13 protein-coding genes are annotated in these 19,036 nt (G+C 65.6%); 7 read left to right on the top strand and 6 right to left on the bottom strand.

Annotated features, from left to right (window positions below):
• Positions 1 to 40: 40 nt before the first annotated feature.
• From tsaB to ABWP89_RS06835, 3 genes are all read right to left on the bottom strand, one after another.
• Positions 41 to 727 carry a tRNA (adenosine(37)-N6)-threonylcarbamoyltransferase complex dimerization subunit type 1 TsaB gene (gene tsaB / locus ABWP89_RS06845; protein WP_353228138.1) on the bottom strand — a complete coding sequence of 229 codons (687 nt, stop codon included), beginning with the start codon at positions 725 to 727 and terminating at the stop codon, positions 41 to 43.
• An 11-nt stretch (positions 728 to 738) separates the two neighbouring features.
• Entirely contained in the window at positions 739 to 1,344 is a 606-nt protein-coding gene (locus tag ABWP89_RS06840; protein WP_353228136.1) for a malonic semialdehyde reductase, read from the bottom strand.
• Positions 1,345 to 1,421: 77 nt separating this feature from the next.
• Complete coding sequence (locus ABWP89_RS06835) at positions 1,422 to 1,997, bottom strand: NifU family protein (RefSeq protein WP_353228135.1); 576 nt, start codon at positions 1,995 to 1,997, stop codon at positions 1,422 to 1,424.
• 169 nt (positions 1,998 to 2,166) lie between these two features.
• Between ABWP89_RS06835 and ABWP89_RS06830 the strand changes: the two genes are divergently transcribed.
• From ABWP89_RS06830 to ABWP89_RS06820, 3 genes are all read left to right on the top strand, one after another.
• Complete coding sequence (locus ABWP89_RS06830) at positions 2,167 to 2,796, top strand: FKBP-type peptidyl-prolyl cis-trans isomerase (RefSeq protein ID WP_353228133.1); 630 nt, start codon at positions 2,167 to 2,169, stop codon at positions 2,794 to 2,796.
• Positions 2,797 to 2,894: 98 nt separating this feature from the next.
• A complete protein-coding gene (locus ABWP89_RS06825) occupies positions 2,895 to 5,786 on the top strand; it encodes a M16 family metallopeptidase (RefSeq protein WP_502915253.1) in 2,892 nt (963 codons plus the stop codon).
• Positions 5,787 to 5,974: 188 nt separating this feature from the next.
• Positions 5,975 to 7,348, top strand: coding sequence for a class II 3-deoxy-7-phosphoheptulonate synthase (locus ABWP89_RS06820; protein ID WP_353228131.1), 1,374 nt, complete (start codon positions 5,975 to 5,977; stop codon positions 7,346 to 7,348).
• Positions 7,349 to 7,417: 69 nt separating this feature from the next.
• Here ABWP89_RS06820 and ABWP89_RS06815 read toward each other — a convergent pair whose 3' ends face one another.
• Entirely contained in the window at positions 7,418 to 9,967 is a 2,550-nt protein-coding gene (locus ABWP89_RS06815) for a TonB-dependent receptor domain-containing protein (protein WP_353228129.1), read from the bottom strand.
• 411 nt (positions 9,968 to 10,378) lie between these two features.
• Here ABWP89_RS06815 and ABWP89_RS06810 point away from each other — a divergent pair, with 411 nt between their 5' ends.
• Complete coding sequence (locus tag ABWP89_RS06810) at positions 10,379 to 12,229, top strand: methyl-accepting chemotaxis protein (protein ID WP_353228127.1); 1,851 nt, start codon at positions 10,379 to 10,381, stop codon at positions 12,227 to 12,229.
• 52 nt (positions 12,230 to 12,281) lie between these two features.
• On the opposite strand, the gene ABWP89_RS06805 is transcribed toward ABWP89_RS06810, so the two are convergent.
• Positions 12,282 to 13,373 (bottom strand): DUF2332 domain-containing protein, encoded by a 1,092-nt coding sequence (locus ABWP89_RS06805; protein WP_353228126.1) that lies wholly within the window; start codon positions 13,371 to 13,373, stop codon positions 12,282 to 12,284.
• 204 nt (positions 13,374 to 13,577) lie between these two features.
• Here ABWP89_RS06805 and ABWP89_RS06800 point away from each other — a divergent pair, with 204 nt between their 5' ends.
• Both ABWP89_RS06800 and ABWP89_RS06795 read left to right on the top strand, forming a co-directional pair.
• On the top strand, positions 13,578 to 14,297 hold the full coding sequence (locus ABWP89_RS06800) for a hypothetical protein (protein ID WP_353228125.1): 720 nt from the start codon (positions 13,578 to 13,580) through the stop codon (positions 14,295 to 14,297).
• Positions 14,285 to 15,553, top strand: coding sequence for a Xaa-Pro dipeptidase (locus ABWP89_RS06795; RefSeq protein ID WP_353228123.1), 1,269 nt, complete (start codon positions 14,285 to 14,287; stop codon positions 15,551 to 15,553). The genes ABWP89_RS06800 and ABWP89_RS06795 overlap by 13 nt, the downstream gene beginning before the upstream one ends.
• A gap of 146 nt (positions 15,554 to 15,699) precedes the next feature.
• Here ABWP89_RS06795 and ABWP89_RS06790 read toward each other — a convergent pair whose 3' ends face one another.
• Positions 15,700 to 16,611 carry a dienelactone hydrolase family protein gene (locus ABWP89_RS06790; protein ID WP_353228122.1) on the bottom strand — a complete coding sequence of 304 codons (912 nt, stop codon included), beginning with the start codon at positions 16,609 to 16,611 and terminating at the stop codon, positions 15,700 to 15,702.
• Positions 16,612 to 16,859: 248 nt separating this feature from the next.
• On the opposite strand from ABWP89_RS06790, the gene ABWP89_RS06785 reads away from it, so the two are divergent.
• On the top strand, positions 16,860 to 19,022 hold the full coding sequence (locus tag ABWP89_RS06785) for a PQQ-dependent dehydrogenase, methanol/ethanol family (RefSeq protein ID WP_353228121.1): 2,163 nt from the start codon (positions 16,860 to 16,862) through the stop codon (positions 19,020 to 19,022).
• The last annotated feature ends 14 nt before the right edge of the window (positions 19,023 to 19,036 follow it).

Below are 19,036 nucleotides of genomic sequence, written 5' to 3'. Positions count from 1 at the left end.
GGTCGACGTCGTCTGTCGGGGGGGCCGCCACCGCTGTGCGTCAGGCGGCCCGGGGCGCGCCAGGCCCTGTTTTCGCGCGCCCCGTTTTTGCCACTGGCGCGCGCGCAACCGCCACTTTTGCATCGGGCGCACGGCCATAGACCGGGCTGATATCGTCGCACCACGCTGCGCGGTCCAGCCGCGCAAACGCCCGCGCATCGGGCCGGATGTCCAGCGCCTGCGCCCCGGTATGCGCGGCAACCGCATGCGCCTGGCTGCCGGCGACACAGGCCGCCGCGCTGCGCGCCAGCACCGCCGGTGGCGACAGCGATGCCAGCGCCGCGATGGCCGCGCCGGTGGCCGCAAAGGGCTGGAAAAACCATTCGCCGTGGCCACCCGACATCACCACGTCGATGGCCTGGCCGGGTTGCGCGGCGTGCGCCATCGCGGCCACCAGATCCAGGCAACCGTACCCGCCGACCGGCACGCCCCAGGCCAGCCCAAGCGCGCGTGCCGCCGCCAGCCCGACGCGGATACCGGTAAAGCTGCCCGGGCCCAGATTGACCATGATCCGGTCGGCGCGGCCGGACGCGGGCAATCCGGCGATCATCGGCACCAGACGTTCGGCGTGGCCCCGGCCCAGTTCGGCCCATTCGCCGGCCACCAGCATGGTATCGGCAGCGCCATCGTCAAACAGCGCGACCGAACAAGCCTCGGTCGCGCTGTCGATCACCAGGATGCGCGTCACCGGTCAGTCCGTCAGACGATGCGGTTGAACACGGCGAAGTCGGGGCGCGGGCTGCGGCCGAAAATCGTCGCCGGGTCGCCATAGCCCAGTGTCGAAATGAAGTTGGTGCGCACGCGCGGGGTCTCGGCAAAAAACGCCGCATCGACCGCGGCGGGGTTGAACCCCGACATCGGCCCGGTATCGAGCCCGATCATGCGCGCGGCGATCAGAAAATAGGCGCCCTGCAACGTCGAATTGCGAAAGGCCGAGGATTCGCGCAGGGCATCGTTGCCGTCGAACCAGCTTTTGGCGTCGGCATGCGGAAACAGCCACGGCAGCTGTTCATGGAAATCAAGGTCCATGCCGATGATCACGCTGACCGGCGCGGCCAGAATTTTTTCCGCGTTGGTGCCGCTGGTCGACGCGGCCAGTTGCTCCTTTGCGTGTGCGCTGGTGCACCACACCAGCCGCGCGGGCATCTGGTTGGCCGATGTCGGCCCCATTTTCATCAGGTCCCAGATCCGGGTCAACTGTTCTTCGCTGACCGGCCGGTCGAGATAGCCGTTATAGCTGCGCGCGGTGCGAAACACCTGATCGAGCGCGGCATCGGGCAAAGCTTCGGCGGATACGTCTGTCATGGTGTCGGCATTCCGGGATAAACGCCCCCGACCGGGCGGGGGCAGGATGCTGGGTTGGCGTCGCTGATCGGCGCGGGTTACGCGGCGCGCACTTCGTTCACTTCGGGCACGTAATGCTTCAACAGCGATTCGATGCCCTGTTTGAGCGTGGCGGTCGATGACGGGCAACCGGCGCAGGCGCCCTGCATGCGCAGATAAACCACGCCATCGCGAAAACCGTGATAGGTGATGTCACCGCCGTCGTTGGCAACCGCCGGCCGCACGCGGGTTTCGATCAGATCCTTGATCTGGTCGATGATATCGGCATCGGCCGGATCATCGCCAAGGTCGCCGGCATCATCGGCCGGGACCGCGAAATCGGCAACGCCGGCCGCGAACAGCGGCGTCTGTGTGACGAAATGGTCCAGCATCACCGCCAGCACTTGCGGTTTGGTATCGCTCCACGCCGATCCCGACGCGATGGTGACCGACACGAATTCGCGCCCGAACAGCACCCCGGTAACATCGCCCAGCGAAAACAGCGCCTCTGCCAGGGGCGAAGCGACGGCCTCCTCCGCCGAGGTGAATTCGCGCGTGCCGGTGGTCATGACCACTTCGCCAGGCATGAATTTCAGGGTGGCCGGGTTGGGCGTGGTTTCGGTTTCTATGAACATCTGTTGCTTTTGGGATGAGGCGGCACGGGGGTCAAGGGGCACAGCAGTCCCGAGCTGGCGAAAGTTGCGCGTTTTGGGGCGAAGGTTGCGCACGCGGTGGCGATTTTGTGGGCCGCCTGCATGAATCCATGCTGGCGCTTGTGCATGCGCAACTCTATTCGGCAGCGCCATGATCACCATCCGCCATCGATTCGCCCCTGCTGTTGCCACCCTGCTGCTGTGCGCAGCCGCCCCTGCGCTGGCCGCAGCGCCCGGGCGCGGGGCGGCAAAGCCGGTTGCGGCACCGGTGAAGCCGGCAATGCCGGCGCCAGCCGCGGCGGCCAATCCGGCGATCATCACGCTGCCGTTGCAGCCGGTGGTCGCGGCCGATCTGCGCACCTGTTCGGCAAAGACTGCGTCGGGGCTGGGGACCGAGGCCCTGCGCACCGGTACCGGGCCCATGCCGGGCAAGGGTGATTTCGTGCTGATCAGCTATATCGGCTATCTGGCGGCCAATGGCCGGGTGTTCGACCAGAACCGCAGCACCCCGCTCAACCTTTCGGCAGTAATCCCGGGCTTTGCCGAAGGTCTGCAGTTGATGCCGCGCGGCAGCGTGTGGCGGCTGTGCCTGCCGGCGGCGCTTGGCTATGGCCCGGCGGGCGCGGGCGACCAGGTACCGGCCAATGCCGACCTGGTGTTTCAGATCGAACTGATCGATTCCAAATCGGCGGCAGAGGTCGATGCGCTTCGCAAGGCACGCGCCGAAAGCGAATCTGGCGCCGCGCCTGCACCGACACCGCCGCCACCGCCCGCGCACTGATCGTCACCGGTTGCGGCGCCCGGCGTTCGGGCAATGCCCCCGTTGCCGGCGCGGCTATTCACTGGCCCTTCATTTTTCTGCGGGCTATAGCTTGACGCATGATGTCTTCGCGTCGGCGCTTTGCGCGCTTCGGTCTTGTTGTCTCCCTGGTTATCGGCACCGCTTTGCCCCTTGGGGCGGGGGCGTGGGCGGCGCCCGCGGCACCCGCGGCACCAGTGCCGTGGTTGTATGTCGGGTCCGATGTCCCGCACGACGCGCAGTGGACTTTCGGCATTCTGCCCAACGGGTTGCGCTATGCCGTGCGGCACAACGGGGTGCCGCCGGGGCAAGTGTCGATCCGCATCGTCGCCGACGTCGGATCATTGTATGAAACCGATGCGCAGCGCGGCTATGCCCACCTGATCGAACATCTGTCGTTCCGCGATTCCAAGTACCTGAAGGCGGGCGAGGCAATCCCGACCTGGCAGAAACTGGGCGCGACATTCGGCAGCGACACCAATGCCGAAACCAGCCCGACCCAGACCGCGTACAAACTCGATCTGCCCGGCGCGACCCCGGCCACGCTGGATGAAACGTTCCGGCTGTTGTCGGGGATGATTTCGGCGCCGATCTTCACCCCGGTGGGGGTCGCCACCGAGGTCCCGATCGTGCTGGCGGAAATGCGCGAACGGCGCGGGCCAGAGGCGCGCGTGATCGAAGCGACACGTGCCGCGTTCTTTGCCGGGCAGCCGCTGGCCAGCCGCTCACCGATCGGCACCGTGCCCACGCTGGAGGCCGCGACTGCCGCCAGCGTCAAGGCGTTTCACGACAAATGGTACCGCCCCGACAATACCGTGATCGTGGTGGTGGGTGATGCCGATGCGGCCACGCTGGTGACCGAAATCACCAAGTGGTTCGGCGATTGGCAGGGCGCCGGGCCAAAGCCGGCGCAGCCCGATTTTGGCACGCCCCAGGCGCCACATGAGTGCCAATCCCCGCATTGCGACACGCTCCCGGTTGGTGAAACCGCGGTGATCGTCGAGCCCGATCTGCCACGCGTGTTCAACGCGGCGATTCTGCGCCCCTGGCACAAGATCAACGATACGATCGTCTATAACCAGGGCAACATCACCGACCGGCTGGCGCTGGCGCTGATCAACCGCCGGCTGGAGGCGCGCGCGCGCGGTGCGGCCAGCTATCTGGCGGCGTCGGTCGATCAGAACCGCATCAGCCGTTCGGCCGATGCCACGCTGATCACCGTCACCCCGCTGGGCGATGACTGGAAAACCGCGGTGCGCGATGTGCGCGAGGTGATCGTGGATGCGCTGACCACCCCGCCCAGCAAGGCCGATATCGCCCGCGAAGTGGCCGAATTCGATGTCAGCTATAAAGTGCCGGTGGAAACGCAGGAAACCCAGGCCGGATCGAAACTGGCCGACGATATTGTCCAGGCCGTCGATATCCGCGAAACCGTCGCCAATCCCGATACGGTTTACAAGATTTTCAAACAGACCGTGCCGCTGTTCACCCCGCAGGCGGTGCTGGCGCATACCCGCGCGCTGTTTTGGGGCACGGTCGAACGCGCGGTGCTGATCGCACCGCGGGCCAGCGACGGCACCCCGGCCGATGTGCGCGCGGCGCTGCAGGCACCGGTCAATGCCGCGTCAGGCAGCCGGCTGGCCGCCAATTCGGTCAAATTTGCCGATCTGCCGGTGATCGGCACCCCGGGCACAGTGGTCAGTGCGACGCCCACCGGGCTGCTCGGGATCGAACGGATCACGCTGTCCAACGGTGTAAAGGTGCTGTTGTGGGCCAACGATGCCGAACCGGGCCGCATTATTGCACGCGTGCGGTTTGGCGGAGGCTATGCCGCGATCGACCCAAAGGACGCGGTCTATGCCCCGCTGGCAGAAGCGGCGCTGATGGATTCAGGCTTTGCCAGATATGGCCGTGAAGACCTGGACCGGCTGGCCACCGGGCGCAAGCTGAGCCTGGATTTCGATATCGGTGACAAGGTGTTCGGGTTTTATGCCGACACCCGCCCGGCCGACATGGCCGACCAGCTCTATCTGTTTGCGGCCAAACTGGCGATGCCGCGTTGGGATGACCATCCGGTGATCCGCGCGCTGGCGGCGGCGCGGCTGGGGTATGAAAGCACCAACGGGTCGCCGATGCGCGTGTTGCAGCGCGATCTGCCGTGGCTGGTGCGTGATGGTGACCCCCGCTTTGCCCAGCCCAATCCGGCCGAACTGGCCAAGGCCACGCCCGCCGGTTTCCGCCGGGTGTGGGAACCACTGTTGCAACAGGGCCCGGTCGAAGTGGACCTGTTCGGTGATTTCAAACGTGAAGACGCGATTGCCGCGCTGGAACGCAGCTTTGGCGCATTGCCGCCACGCACGGCGCTGCCGGGCGGCATGCTGGCGCCACATTTGCCCGCGCACAATGCCGTGCCGCTGGAACTGACCCATCGCGGCGATCCCGATGCGGCGGCGGCGGTGGTGGCCTGGCCGACCGGCGGCGGGCGGGCCAGCTTGCGCGAATCGCGTCAGCTGGAACTGTTGGCGCAAGTGTTCCAGAACCGGCTGTTTGACGTGATGCGCGAACACATCGGCGCGAGTTATGCGCCGCAGGTCAGCTCGGCCTGGCCGCTCGATCTGCCATCGGGGGGCTATTTCGCCGCCACCACGCAATTGCGCCCGGGCGACCTGCCGGCGTTTTTTGCCGCGGCGGAAAAGATTGCCGCCGACCTGGTCGCCGCGCCGCCCAGCGCGGACGAGATCACGCGCGTGACCGAACCGATGAAACAGTGGATCACCCGGCTGTCCACCGGCAACGGGTTTTACCTCGATCAGTTGCAGGGCGCCGCGTCGGAACCGCGCAAGCTGGATGATCTGCGCAGCATCCTGATCGATTCGGCATCGACCACGCCCGCCGCAATGCAGGATCTGGCGCGGCGTTACCTGACCCCGGGCACCACGTGGAAGCTGCAGGTCGTGCCTGAAAAGCGCTGATTTTTTGGCGCAACCCGGGCGATAGACCGGGTTGTTTGCAACCGTCCTTTGCATTTGCGCGTGGCCATGCCTATTTCGCGCCCACAGGCGGCGTTCGCTTCGTGGTCCGGCAGCACGTGCCGCGATCGGTGTTTTCGCGTGATGGCGGGGCAAATTGCCATGGTCATTGCGCCTGAGGGACGGGTACAGTGGCAAGCAACTGGAATGCGCACAGCTGGCGCGGGCACGAAGCACGGCATCTGCCGGTTTATCCGCATGCGGACAAATTGCAGGCGGTCGAAACCACGCTGACCAGCTTTCCCCCGCTGGTGTTTGCCGGCGAAGCGCGCGCGCTGAAGGCTGATCTGGCCGAAGCAGCAGCGGGACGCGCTTTTCTGCTCCAGGGCGGGGATTGCGCGGAAAGCTTTGCCGAATTCCATCCCAACAACATCCGCGACACGTTTCGCGTGCTGCTGCAGATGGCGGTGATCCTGACCTTTGCCAGCAAACAGCCGGTGATCAAGGTCGGGCGCATGGCCGGGCAATTTGCCAAGCCGCGGTCATCGCCGATGGAACGGCAGGGCGATGTGGAATTGCCCAGCTACCTTGGCGACAACATCAACGGCATGGATTTCACGCCCGAATCGCGCATTCCCGATCCGGACCGAATGTTGCGCGCCTATAGCCAGGCGGCGGCGACGCTGAACCTGCTGCGGGCGTTTGCGACCGGCGGCTATGCCAATCTGCGCCAGGTCCACCAGTGGACGCTGGACCATATCGGCAAAAGCCCGTGGGCGGCCAAATTCGGCGAAATGGCCGACCGCATCGGCGAAGCGCTGGATTTCATGCAGGCCTGCGGGGTCAATCCCGCGACCGTACCGCAGCTGCAGGGCACCAGTTTCTACACCAGCCACGAAGCGCTGCTGTTGCAGTATGAAGAGGCGATGACGCGGCAGGATTCGCTGACCGGCAAGTGGTACGATACCAGCGCGCATATGCTGTGGATCGGCGATCGCACGCGGTTTGAAGGGTCTGCGCATGTCGAATTCCTGCGCGGGGTGGACAATCCGATCGGGGTCAAATGCGGCCCCAGCCTGGCGCCCGATGTCCTGCTGAAACTGCTCGATACGCTGAATCCGGGCCGTGAAGCCGGGCGCATCACGCTGATCAGCCGGTACGGCTATGACAAGGTGGAGGCCGGGCTGCCCGCGCTGGTGCGCGCGGTCACGCGCGAAGGCCATCCGGTGCTGTGGTCGTGCGACCCGATGCACGGCAACGTGATCAAGGCCGACAACGGGTACAAGACGCGGCCGTTCGAACGCATCCTGAAAGAGGTCGAAGGATTTTTCGCGGTGCACCGCGCCGAAGGCACCCATGCCGGCGGCATCCATATCGAAATGACCGGGCGCGATGTGACCGAATGCACCGGTGGCGCGGTGGCGATCAGCGAGGCGGGCCTGGCCGATCGTTATCACACGCATTGCGATCCCCGGCTGAACGCCGCGCAATCGCTGGAACTGGCGTTCCTGCTGGCCGAGGCGATCAATCTGGAACGCGCCGGGCAAAAGGCCCAAGCGGCCTGATATCGGCCTGACACGATAACGGGCGCGGCAGTTTGCCGCCGCGCCCGTCAAATCGTTTGCTTTGCCGGATCAAAAGCTGAGGCGTAGCGCCCCGCTGATGGTGCGACCGTTCAGCACCTGCGCGTTGACCACGCCGATGGCGGGAATGGCGGCCGATCCGACCGACACCACCGCCAGCTTGTCGAACAGGTTGTAGACATTCAGCCGCAGCGACACGCGTTTGGCCGGGCGCAGTTCGACAAACGGGTTGACGATGACATAGCCCGATTGTTTCAGCACATCGTTGTCCTGCGCATAGCTGCTGGAAACGCCGATCACGTTGGCGCCGACCGACAACAGCTTGTTTTCAAACTGCGGTGTGGCGGTAAAGAACAGTTTGGGTTCGTGGCGCGGTGTCAGGCCGTTGAAAGCGACGCTGTGCGCATCACTGTCGATCTTTGCCGCGGTATAAGTCGCGCCCAGGCGCAAACTAAACGCCCCGCGCTGCGCCAGCGTTTCCAGTTCCACGCCCTTGGCGCTGTATTTGCGGTCGATCGGGATGACCACGGTCGCGCCGGTCGCATCGGCGCCGATCTGCGAATTCTTGTCAGTGGTCGATGCCCAGAACCCGGTGACGAACACGGTCAGACCGTTGACGCGGTATTTTACCCCGGCCTCGGCCTGTTTGATCGTGCCGAACGCCGATGACGGGTCGTTCAGCGCGCCCGTGGCGGGATCGACACCCGGCGGAAACAGGCCGCGCTCGGCGCTGGCGCGGCCGCCCTTGCTGTAGCGCGCAAAACCCGAAAACGAGTCCTGAAAGCGATAATTGGCGCCGACCGAATAGGACAAGTAATGATAATTGTAACCAACCGTGCCCGGCTGCGCCAGCGGCAGCACCGGAACATGGCTTTCGGGATAGGAAATCGCCCCGTCGCCATTCAGATCGACCGGCGCCATGCCGACGCGGCCACCGCCCAGATCGCTGCCATACAGCGCACCGCTGACCCGCCCGGCATCATACCGCAGGCTGCCACCCACCGACAGCTTGTCCCACTGGTAATTGAACGAACCATAGGGGGCGATCACGCGGAAATTCACGTCATAGATGCGGTGATACGATTGCGCGCCGGGCACGCTGTAGATCAGCGTGCCGGCCTGCGACACTTTCAGCCCGGTGGCGGTGGTCACATCCAGCAGGTCAAGATTGCCCCCGCCGGCCACATCGCTCAGCACGGTGTTGAACATATAGGTCATGCCGATGTCCTGTGACGAGGCATAGAGACCGGCAGTGGTGGTCAGTTTGCCCGCGCCCGCGTTCCAGACCCGGCTGGCGCGGAAATCGTTGGTCATATTGTCCAGCCGGTCGATGTTTTCGTGGTTCATCGCGCTATAGGCGACCAGGCCGTTGCCACCGAGCGTGGCTGGATTGGTAATCGCCTGGCCCGCCAGCGGCCCGGTGCCATAGGACAGCGTGGCGCCGGGGCCACCGAACTGCGGCCCGGCATAGGCGGCCGGCAGCACGCCCAGGCTGAGCATTTCATTGTATGCGCCCGACATCGCGGCATAGCGGAACCGGTCGGTCACCGTCCAACCGGCGACATCGAACTGCGCCTCCAGCCCCACCGATTTGACAATGCTGCGGTTGCCTTCACGGGTGTTGTAGCTGTGCGGCTGATTGTTTTCATCGGTCGACAGGAAATTGCTGACATTGCGCGAATAAAGCGTGTCGCGCCGCGCATCGAAACCGGGCAGCGCGCTGTAGTGCGGCGCATCGTTGGTGCCCGAAACGGCAACCGGGAATGCGCTGTAGTTGGGCTCACGGTCGTCCATCGCCTTGAAATACAGCCGAATATAGCCGTTGTCGAAACTGCGCGTGATGTTGAACTTGATCTGGCCACCGCGATAGGCGTCATAACCGACCGCACGCGGCCCTTCGCCCTGGTGGTAAAAACCGCCCAGGTTAAAGCGCAGATGATCGTCAAGCTTTGCGCCATAGTCGAAATCGACGCGGCCCAGCGCATGGCCGATACCCGATGACAGTTCGATCTGGCCGCCATCGACCTCGCCGGTGTGCGAAATGAAGTTGATCACGCCGCCGGGCGAATTCGATGCAAACGTCGATGCCGAACCGCCACGGATGGCCTGTACTTGCGCCAGGCTAAGATCGGTGCGCAGGAATGCGGTGACCGTTCCGAAATGGATATCGCCGAATTCGAGCACCGGCAGGCCGTCTTCTTCGATCTGCACAAATTTTGATCCGTCGGCGGCCAGCGGCAATCCGCGAATGGTGATCGCGGTCAGCCCGTCGGTGCCCGACGTTTCGGCACGGATGCCGGGGATGTTGCCGATCACATCGGCAATCGAACGCGTGCCGATCTTGGCAATGTCCGCTTCATCCAGCGTGCTGGCCGAAATGGCGCTGTCCAGCAGGTCGCGCCCTTTGGCGACGCCGGTGGTGAACGCGGCCTTGGCCGGCGGCTGTTCGGCTGGCGCGGCGGCCTTGGCCGACGGCTGTTCGGCTGGCGCGGCGGCCTTGGCCGACGGCTGTTCGGCTGCTGTGGTCGCCGGGCTGTCGGCCCAGGCGCTGAACGGAACGAGCGCGGTCGTCAGCGCGAGCATGGTGAACGGTGTCTTCACAAGTGACCTTTCATTGGATGAAACCAGTGCTGCGGGCCTTGCGTCGGGTGTGCTTAACGGGTCGAAAGGTGTCTCATCCGGGTTATTGCGGAGGGCGCGCAGGTCGCGGGCGCGCGTCGATGTGTTGGCGGCCTTGGCGACACGCCTGTCGCGGCCTGGCGAGCTGGCGGATACGCCCTGCCAATCCGGCACAAACATTTCAAAACAAGCCACAATCGGGATGGCCCGGGTGCCGCCGCACACCGGGTGGAACATCGGCGTGGTTAACCGCCGGCTGGTATCCGCGCGTAACCGCGCCGCCGTGCATGGTTAATCCCTGGCACGCTATCGCGGGGTCAGCGCCGGTTGGTGGCCCGCATGCACCTGATGCGCGGGCGGGGCGCACGTGAAGATCATACGGAGAATTCGTGAATGCTTGGGTCCCTCAACATCCAGCGCAAGCTGGGCCTGTCATTCGTGTTCGTGATCGCCTCCGCTGCGGTGATGATGGCGGTGTTCCTGGCGAATATCCTGATGATCCGGTCGGCGATCGATCGCAACAATCTCAGCCAGCAGATCCATGCCGAGGCGCTGACGCTGGAATCCGCGCTGCTGCGCCAGAACAGCCAAATGCGCGGGTACCTGGTCACCGGCGATGAAAGCTATCTCAAATCCTATTACGACGCGCGCGACGATTTTGACCGCACTGCGCAAGTGCTGGAAGCGCAGCTGAGCGAACCGGAAAAGCGCGATCTGCTTCGCAGCGCGCGGGCCGATACGCTGGCCTGGCGGCACGACTGGGGCGATCACCTGATCGAACGGGTCAAATCGGACGGGCGCGATGCGGCCGAGGCCGATATGCGCGCCGCCGGCAAGGCGGTGCTGATCACGCGCCCGGTGCTGTCGCTGCGCGCTTTGCGCGATGCCGAAGACAAGCTGATCGCCACCAATTCTGCCAGCCAGCAAAGCGCGATCACCACCGCGATGATCACGCTGGTGCTGGGCGGGATCGCGATGATCGGGCTGGCGCTGATCCTGTCGCGCAAACTGGGGCAGGCGATCGCCCACCCGATCGTGGCGCTGACCGGGGTGATGTCACAGCTGGCGGCCGGCAACCACGATGTGCACGTGCCCGATGCCGATCGCGAAGACGAACTGGGCAACATGGCGCGCGCGGTCAGCGTGTTTCGCGATGCCGCGCAGGCCAAAGTGGCAACCGATCGCGATGTGCAGACTGCGGTCCGCGCCATCGGCGAATCGTTGCGCCGGCTGTCATCAGCCGATCTCAGCCACCGGCTGGACGGATTGCCGCGTGAATTTGCCGCCATCAGCGTCGATTACAACGCCGCGATGGAAAAGCTGGGCGATGCCATGGTGGTGGTGCGCGATGGCGTCGGGTCGATCGCGACGAGTTCGAGCGAGATCCGCGACGCGGTGACCGATCTGTCCAACCGCAGCGAACAGCAGGCGGTCAACCTGGCGAATTCAACCCGGTCGATCGACGAGATCAGCGGATTGATGCGCGACGGCAGCGCGCAAGTGACGCGCGCCAACAGCGCCATGATCGAGGCCCGGTCAGAGGCCGAGGCCGGCGGTGGGGTGGTGCGCCGCGCGATCGAGGCGATGAACGGGATCGATACCGCCAGCCGCGAAATTGCCGAAATCACCACGCTGATCGACGGTATCGCGTTTCAGACCAATCTGCTGGCGCTCAACGCCGGGGTTGAAGCGGCGCGCGCGGGTGAGGCCGGCCGCGGCTTTGCGGTGGTCGCCAGCGAAGTGCGCGCGCTGGCCCAGCGTGCCACTGCCGCCGCGCAGGATATCAAGGTGCGCATTACCTCGGCCGCCGGCCATGTCGCGCAAGGGGTGGAACTGGTCGACAAAACCGGGCATTCGCTGGAACGTATCATCGAACGCGTCGGCCATGTCAGTGGCGCGATTGAAACGATTGCCGAAACGGCCGCGCGCCAGTCGCAGGCGATGGAGGCGGTCAATCGCCTGATCGTCGAAATGGACAAATCGACCACGCAAAACGCCGCGATGGTCGAACAGACCACCGCCGCGACCAACCTGATGGCGGACGAGGCGCGCAAACTGGGCGGGGCGGTCGCGGCATTCCGCGTCAGCGGCGATGGCGGTCACCCGGTCCACCAGGGCAGCGGTCGTCACGACGTAACCCGCCTGCCACTGCGCACCACGCCCACCGCGCCCGCACCGCGCAAGGTGGTCAAAACGGCCACGGCCAGCGCGCTGGCAGCGGATGACGACTGGTCGGAATTCTGATCATTGCCCGCTGTGTGGGGGGCACGCGGTCGGCGTGTGATCGGCCCGGCACTCAGCCGAACCAGTGCACCCGGTCGCCATAGGGATCGGGATGCGCCAGCAGGCGGGTTTCGCCGCCCGGCCAGGTCGTCACCACCAGTTCGACATTGCGCCGCGCCACATCCCATTCATAGGCCAGGTGGATCAATGGTCGGCGTGCATCGGCGCGGGCACCGGCACGTTCCAGCGCGCGGGTGATGCGCAGCCGGGTGGCGATGTCCAGATACTGGCGCACCATCGAATGGATCAGCGCGCGGGTTGTGCCCGCGGTCTGGGGCGCGTCCAGCCGCGCTTCGATCCAGTCGGCAGCATCACCGTATTCCACGACCGGCGGGTTCAGCCGGGCGATGCCGATGGCGGCCTGCAATTGCGCCATGCGGTCGCTGCGGTCGGCCCAGACAAAGCCCAGCAGGCGTTCGCAAGCAGCGGGATCGGCCACGTCGATGGGCGCGAGATCGACCCCGCGTGCGCTGACAATCTGCAATGGCACGCGGGCCGGGGCCGGGCCCTGCCAGTGCGGGGCAATCCGCAAGGGCGATGCCGGGTCGCCCGCCGCTGTGCCGCCCAGGCAATAGGCATAACGCGCCAGGTTGAGATTGAGCCCCGCGCTCGATCCCGCTTCCAGCAATTCGATGCTGTGGCCAAACGGCGCTGCCGCGGCCATCAGCCCGGCATAGAGCGCGCCGCTGCGGCCGACTTCGTTGGTCTGGGTCGGATGGTCAATGCTGCGCGCCAGCAGCGCATCGGCGGCGGCAAAGGCATCGGCCACCGCGCGATCGATATCGCCGCCGCGCTGCGCATAGATCGCTGCCAGCGACGGCACGGTGCCGCTGCGTGCCAGCGCATGCAGCGCGCCATTGACGCGCAATGCCAGCGCCGCCGCGGCACGGTCACCCGGCCACGTCGCCAGGCGCAGCGCCAGGTGCGGTGCGTGCGACAATTGCCGCGCCACCGCCACCAGCACGTCGCACACGAACGGTGATCCCAGCGCGCTGGCGGCCTGCGCCTGCCGCAACAGATCGGCCCGCACCGCGGCCATCGCATCGGCACCACCCAGGGTGTCGCCCGCCAACCCGTCCGCGACAATTTTTCCGATATAGCTCAAAGCACTGTCTTTCGCCAAAGCAACGCCGGACTGTGGCGAAGCCGGGCTTAATGCGGGTGAACAGGCCATCAGGGTCAGGACGTATGGCCACCGCATCGGCAGCGCGTGGCGGGCCGGGCGCCCCCCGCGCCGATGCAACAATCAATGGACCGCACCGGCACATTTCTGCCAAGGTGCGCCATGGCCGATCAGACGGGGAGCAGGGTGAGCACCAAGGACAAAAAGGCGCGCCGCGCGGCATTGCGCGATTTTCTGGTGGCCGTACCCGAAACATTTGCGCGCGCCACGGTGGCGCTGCGCTGGCTGGTCGTGCTGGGCGCATTGGCGCTGGCGGCGTTGTTGGTGTTCGCGGCGTTTGGGCATGACGGCCATCGTCCGCCACCGCCACCCGGTGGCAGTGGCGACAATCCTTCGGGCGCGCTGTTTGTGCGCGATCTGGGGCGGCTGCCCGATGGGCGGCACACGTTTGATCTGGTCTATGACCTGGTGCTGCGCAACGCGGATGGTCGTCCGGTCGCGGTCACCTACCGTTTAAGGCGCCTGTCGATCGGCGATCCGCCACCCGCGGGCGATGTGGTCGATCTGGACCCGGCACCCGGTGCGTATGGCGCGGCCAGTGGCGCATGGCATGCGCTATCATCGCACCGGGACACTGCGCCCGCTGGGGCCGCGCCCGATCTTGCCCCCGGGCAATGGCAGGCCCTGCGCGCGCATTACCGCATCAATGCCCGGCCCGACCAGTTTGCCGATATCGCGATTGGCTATGGCCTGCGGCATGAACGGGGCGGCTGGTTTGACCGTGCGCACCCGACCATCGATGATGCCCATGACGAAGCAGTGCAATTGGGCGCAGTGCTGCGCGCGCATTGCCCGCTGGGCGTGAAAATTCACAATGGGGAAATGACAACGCTATGCGCACACTGATCGCAGCAGCCTTGGTCCTGTCAGCCGGTACGGCGCAGGCCGCCACCGTCTATGTGCGCGCCGGGCATCTGGTCGATCCCGAAGCGGGCACGGTGCTGCCCGCGCGCCTGTTGCGAGTGGTGGACGGCCGGGTTGCCGCGATCATGCCCGATGGCACGGCGCCGGCGGGGGCGACGGTGGTCGACTGGTCGGGCTATACCGTGCTGCCCGGGCTGATCGACATGCATGTGCACCTGGCCGATCCGGGTGAAACCAACAACCCGGCGGAACCGTTGCTGCATTCGGCGATGGAGATCGCCTATGTGGGCGCGGCCAATGCGCGCACCACGCTGTTTGCCGGGTTCACCTCGGTGCACGATGTCGGCTGTTTCCGCGCGTTTGGCGATGTCGAACTGCGCAATGCGATCAACCGCGGCGATGTCATCGGGCCGCGCATGGCGGCGGTCGGCGCCTATATAACGTCACCCGGCGGCGGCGGCGAAGTGACCGGGTTTTCGCCCGATGTGCAGGTGCCCGCCGACATGCGCGTGGGCGTGGTCACCAATGCGTCAGAGGTCACGCAAAAGGTCAATTACCTGTTCCAGCACGGCGCGGATTCGATCAAGCTGATCGCCACTGGCGCGGTGTTCGCCATCGGCACGGTCGCGGGACAGCAGGAATTGACCGAGGAAGAAATGCGTGCGGCGGTCGATGTCGCCAACGCGCGCGGATCATGGGTGACCGCACACGCGCATGGTGCGGGCGGGATCAAGGCGGCGATCCGCGCCGGGGTGCGCGGGATCGAACATGCCAGCCTGATCGATGACGAAGGCATCGCCATGGCCAAGGCGCACGGCGTGTTCCTCGACATGGATGTCTATAACGGTGACTGGACCGACGAGGTCGGCCGCCGCGACCATTATCCCGATGATTACATGCGCAAAAATACCGAAACCACGCAGGGCCAGCGCGAAGGGTTCAGGAAAGCGGTGCGCGCCGGGGTCAAACTGGCGTTCGGCACCGATGCCGGGGTCTATCCCCACGGGCTGAACGCGCGCCAGTTCAAATACATGGTGCAATGGGGCATGACGCCGATGCAGGCGATCCAGGCCGCCACGGTGGTTTCTGCCCAGATGCTGGGGTGGAGCAAGGATGTCGGCGCGCTGTCACCCGGCCATTACGCCGACATGATCGCGGTGGCGGGTGATCCGGTGGCCGATGTGACCGTGCTGGAACACGTCGCCCACGTGATGAAGGGCGGCGAAGTGGTGAAATAGCACCGCCCGTTAAGGCCCCGTCCCTCAGGGAAGGGGGTGGGGAAGGGTGTCCGGCGCCTGATTTGCAGCGATTCCTTTCGGCGTGGGACACCCCACCCAACCCTCCCCCTTAGGAGGAGGGTCAAAAAAGTGGAATTCGGGGCCGCTTACAAATTGGCCGTGAACAGCGCGATCATGCGGGCGTAGGCGCGTTCGGCCTGGACCTCGTCATAGATCGGCGCGTCGATCGTGCACCAGCCATGCTGGGCGGGGTATACCTCGATTTCCGCAGGGCGGCCGGCGGCGGCAGCGGCGTCTTTCAGCGCGACCTTGTCCCCCGGATCGCGCGCATCGTCGTTCTGGGCGATGGCGAACAGGAATGCCGCGCGGGTCTTGCCCAGCAGGCGGTGCGGGCTGTCGGCGCCTGCCTCTGCATCGACCAGCCCACCGCCGTGGAACGACGCCACCGCGCCGATCCGCGCCGGCACCGCTGCGGCGGTGCGCACAGTGTATGGCCCGCCCATGCAGAACCCCAGCGTGCCGATGCGGCGGGCGGTATCCACCCCTGCCTGCTGGTCCAGCCAGGCGGCATAAGCCGTCGCGTCGCGCATGGTTCCGGCCGGGGTGATCCCGGCGATCAGCGGTTTCAGCTTCGCCTGGCCTTCGGGTGTGCGCCAGGCGACCAGCGATTCCAGCACCGGCGCCTTTGCCCCGCGGTAATAGTGGTTGACCACCAGCACGGCATAGCCGGCGCCGGCCAGCCGTGCCGCCATGGTCTTGTACGCATCGCGCAGCCCGGCAATATCGGGCCACAGGATCACGCCTGGATGTTTGCCGCTGGTGGGCGCAACAAACCAGGCATCGGTGACGCCATCGGGGGTGGTCACCGTCACCGCACGGCCATTGACGGGCAAGGCGGGGGACTGGTCAGCCACTTTGGCGATGCACCCCGGCACCGCGGCCAGCGTAGCCGCGCCGGCACCCAGCGCAGCAAACCGGCGGCGGTCAAGCGCGGGATTGGCCAGCGCCAGCCGGCCAAGGAAAGTCGAGTTTTCGGATTCGGTCAGATCATCGCACATGCCCGCACGCTCCCATTCTAACGCCACGCGGTTACACTAACCATGCCGCGCTCGGTCGCAACCGGCGTGGCGCGGTCCATGGGGGCAACTGCGCGGGTTGCCCCCTTCGCCTCTTGCCGAACCGGGGCGGGCGCTTTAATCAACCTCTTAACAAGTGGTTGGGCTGGTCTTTTGACCGGGTCATTCGCAAATCTTGGGACAATGCGACCGGGGCACAGCCCGGCGCCAACACAAGGGTGTCGAAGGCCATGGCTGGCAATCTGTATCGTGGGGTCTTTTCGGGTCGCAAATCGGTGATGGGCCGGTTTGGTGCGGGCGTTGCGGCCACCGCAGCGTTGGCGCTCGCGACCGTGCAGCCGGGTGGCAGTGCGGCGCTGGCCGGGGTTACTGCCGCCGATATTGCCGCCAGCCCGTCGGAAGAATGGCTCAGCTATGGCCGGGACTATGGCGAGCAGCGCTTTTCGCCGCTGAGCGCAGTCAATGCCGCCAACGTCAGCGGGCTGGGGCTGGCATGGTCGGCCGATCTGGATACCGCGCGCGGGCAGGAAGCAACGCCGCTGGTCCACAACGGCGTGCTGTACGTTTCGACCGCCTGGTCGATGGTCAAGGCCTATGACGCCACCAATGGCAAGCTGCTGTGGGCCTATGATCCCAAAGTCCCGCGCGAAACGCTGGTGCGCGCCTGCTGCGATGCGGTCAACCGCGGCGTTGCGCTCTATGGCAACCGGGTGTTTGTCGGCACGCTGGATGGGCGGCTGGTCGCGCTGAATGCCGCCACTGGCAAAGTCGCCTGGTCGGTCGTGGCGGTGCCCAACCAGCATGATTACACCATCACCGGCGCCCCGCGCATTGTCAAAGGCCGGGTGGTGATCGGTGAGGGCGGGTCGGAATATGCCGCGCGTGGCTATCTCGCCGCCTATGACGCCGCCACCGGCAAACTGGCGTGGAAATTCCACACTGTTCCCGGCAATCCCAAAAAGGGTTATGAAAACAAGGCGATGGCCAGTGCGGCCAAGACCTGGGCGGGCAACTGGTGGACCGTCGGTGGCGGCGGGACGGTGTGGGATGCGATCACTTATGATCCCAAAACCAACCTGATCCTGTTCGGCACCGGCAATGCCGAACCGTGGAACCCCGGCCCGATGGGTCGCAAAGGCGACAACCTCTATACCTCGTCGGTGGTGGCGGTGAATGCCGACACCGGGGCCTATGCCTGGCATTTTCAGGAAACCCCGGAAGACCGCTGGGATTTTGATTCCGACGCGCAGATCACCGTGGCCGACGTGCCGATCAATGGCCAATCGCGCCATGTTGCCATCCACGCGCCCAAAAACGGGCATGTCTATGTGCTGGACGTGAAAACTGGCAAGTTCCTGTCGGCCAAGCCGTTCGTACCGGTCAACTGGACCACCGGGATCGATCCGGTCACCGGGCGCCCCGCGCTCAACCCCGATGCGCGCTATGACAAGACCGGCAAACCGTGGATCAGCGCCCCGGGCGCGGTCGGCGGGCATAGCTGGCAACCGCAAAGCTACAGCCAGGCGACCGGGTATCTGTATATTCCCGCCAACCTTGCCGGGTTCCCCTATATGGCGGCCAAGGACTGGAAACCGTCGGCCATCGGATTTCAGACCGGGATGGATGGCGCCGCGACCGCAATGCCCGCCAATGTGCAGATGCGCGAAGGCGCAAAGGCCGCCACCACCGGCGCGCTGATCGCGTGGGATGTCGCCAACCAGCGCCAGGCATGGAAGGTCGATCAGCCCAGCCCGTGGAATGGCGGCGTGCTGTCCACCGCCGGCAACCTGGTGTTCCAGGGCAATGCCGGGGGGCATTTCGTGGCATACAGCGCCGACAAGGGTGAAAAGCTGTGGTCGTTCCCCACCCAGACCGGGGTGATCGCCGCGCCGATGACCTATTCCATCCACGGTGATCAGTATGTCGCCGTGCTCGCCGGATGGGGCGGGGTGTGGGATATCGCCACCGGTGTGCTGTTCAACAAGGGCGGTGCGGCGCACAATATCAGCCGCCTGCTGGTGTTCAAGCTGGGCGCCAGTGGCCAGTTGCCGGCCGCGCCGGCCCCGGCCAAGATGGTGCTTGACCCGCCAGTGGCGTTTGGCACGCCGCAACAGGTGGCGCAGGGCGCTGCGCATTTCGGCCGCTATTGCAGCGTGTGCCATGGCGACGCGGCGGTATCAGGCGATCTCAACCCCGATCTGCGCCATTCGGGCGTGATCGCCTCGGCCGAGGCGCTGCGCGCGGTCGTGCTGGGCGGACAGCTGCACACACTGGGCATGGTCAGCTTTAAATCCGCGCTGACCGCCGCCGATGCCGAAGCCATCCGCGCCTACATCGTCCACCGCGCCAATGAAGACAAGGCGCTGGAAGCCAGGACGGTGGCATCGAACTGAGCTTTTGCGCCTCC

It is taken from the genome of Novosphingobium sp., assembly GCF_040398825.1.
In the GTDB taxonomy this organism is placed as follows: Bacteria; Pseudomonadota; Alphaproteobacteria; order Sphingomonadales; family Sphingomonadaceae; genus Novosphingobium.
Note: the sequence above shows the minus strand (reverse complement) of the source record. Positions and strands in the feature narration are given on the sequence as shown.

What these genes read in the sequence shown, in the direction of transcription:
- ABWP89_RS06840 (WP_353228136.1), bottom strand. Translation starts at nt 1,344, where the DNA reads ATGACAGACGTATCCGCCGAAGCTTTGCCCGATGCCGCGCTCGATCAG.
- ABWP89_RS06835 (WP_353228135.1), bottom strand. Translation starts at nt 1,997, where the DNA reads ATGTTCATAGAAACCGAAACCACGCCCAACCCGGCCACCCTGAAATTC.
- ABWP89_RS06830 (WP_353228133.1), top strand. Translation starts at nt 2,167, where the DNA reads ATGATCACCATCCGCCATCGATTCGCCCCTGCTGTTGCCACCCTGCTG.
- ABWP89_RS06825 (WP_502915253.1), top strand. Translation starts at nt 2,895, where the DNA reads ATGATGTCTTCGCGTCGGCGCTTTGCGCGCTTCGGTCTTGTTGTCTCC.
- ABWP89_RS06810 (WP_353228127.1), top strand. Translation starts at nt 10,379, where the DNA reads ATGCTTGGGTCCCTCAACATCCAGCGCAAGCTGGGCCTGTCATTCGTG.
- ABWP89_RS06795 (WP_353228123.1), top strand. Translation starts at nt 14,285, where the DNA reads ATGCGCACACTGATCGCAGCAGCCTTGGTCCTGTCAGCCGGTACGGCG.
- ABWP89_RS06790 (WP_353228122.1), bottom strand. Translation starts at nt 16,611, where the DNA reads ATGTGCGATGATCTGACCGAATCCGAAAACTCGACTTTCCTTGGCCGG.
- ABWP89_RS06785 (WP_353228121.1), top strand. Translation starts at nt 16,860, where the DNA reads ATGGCTGGCAATCTGTATCGTGGGGTCTTTTCGGGTCGCAAATCGGTG.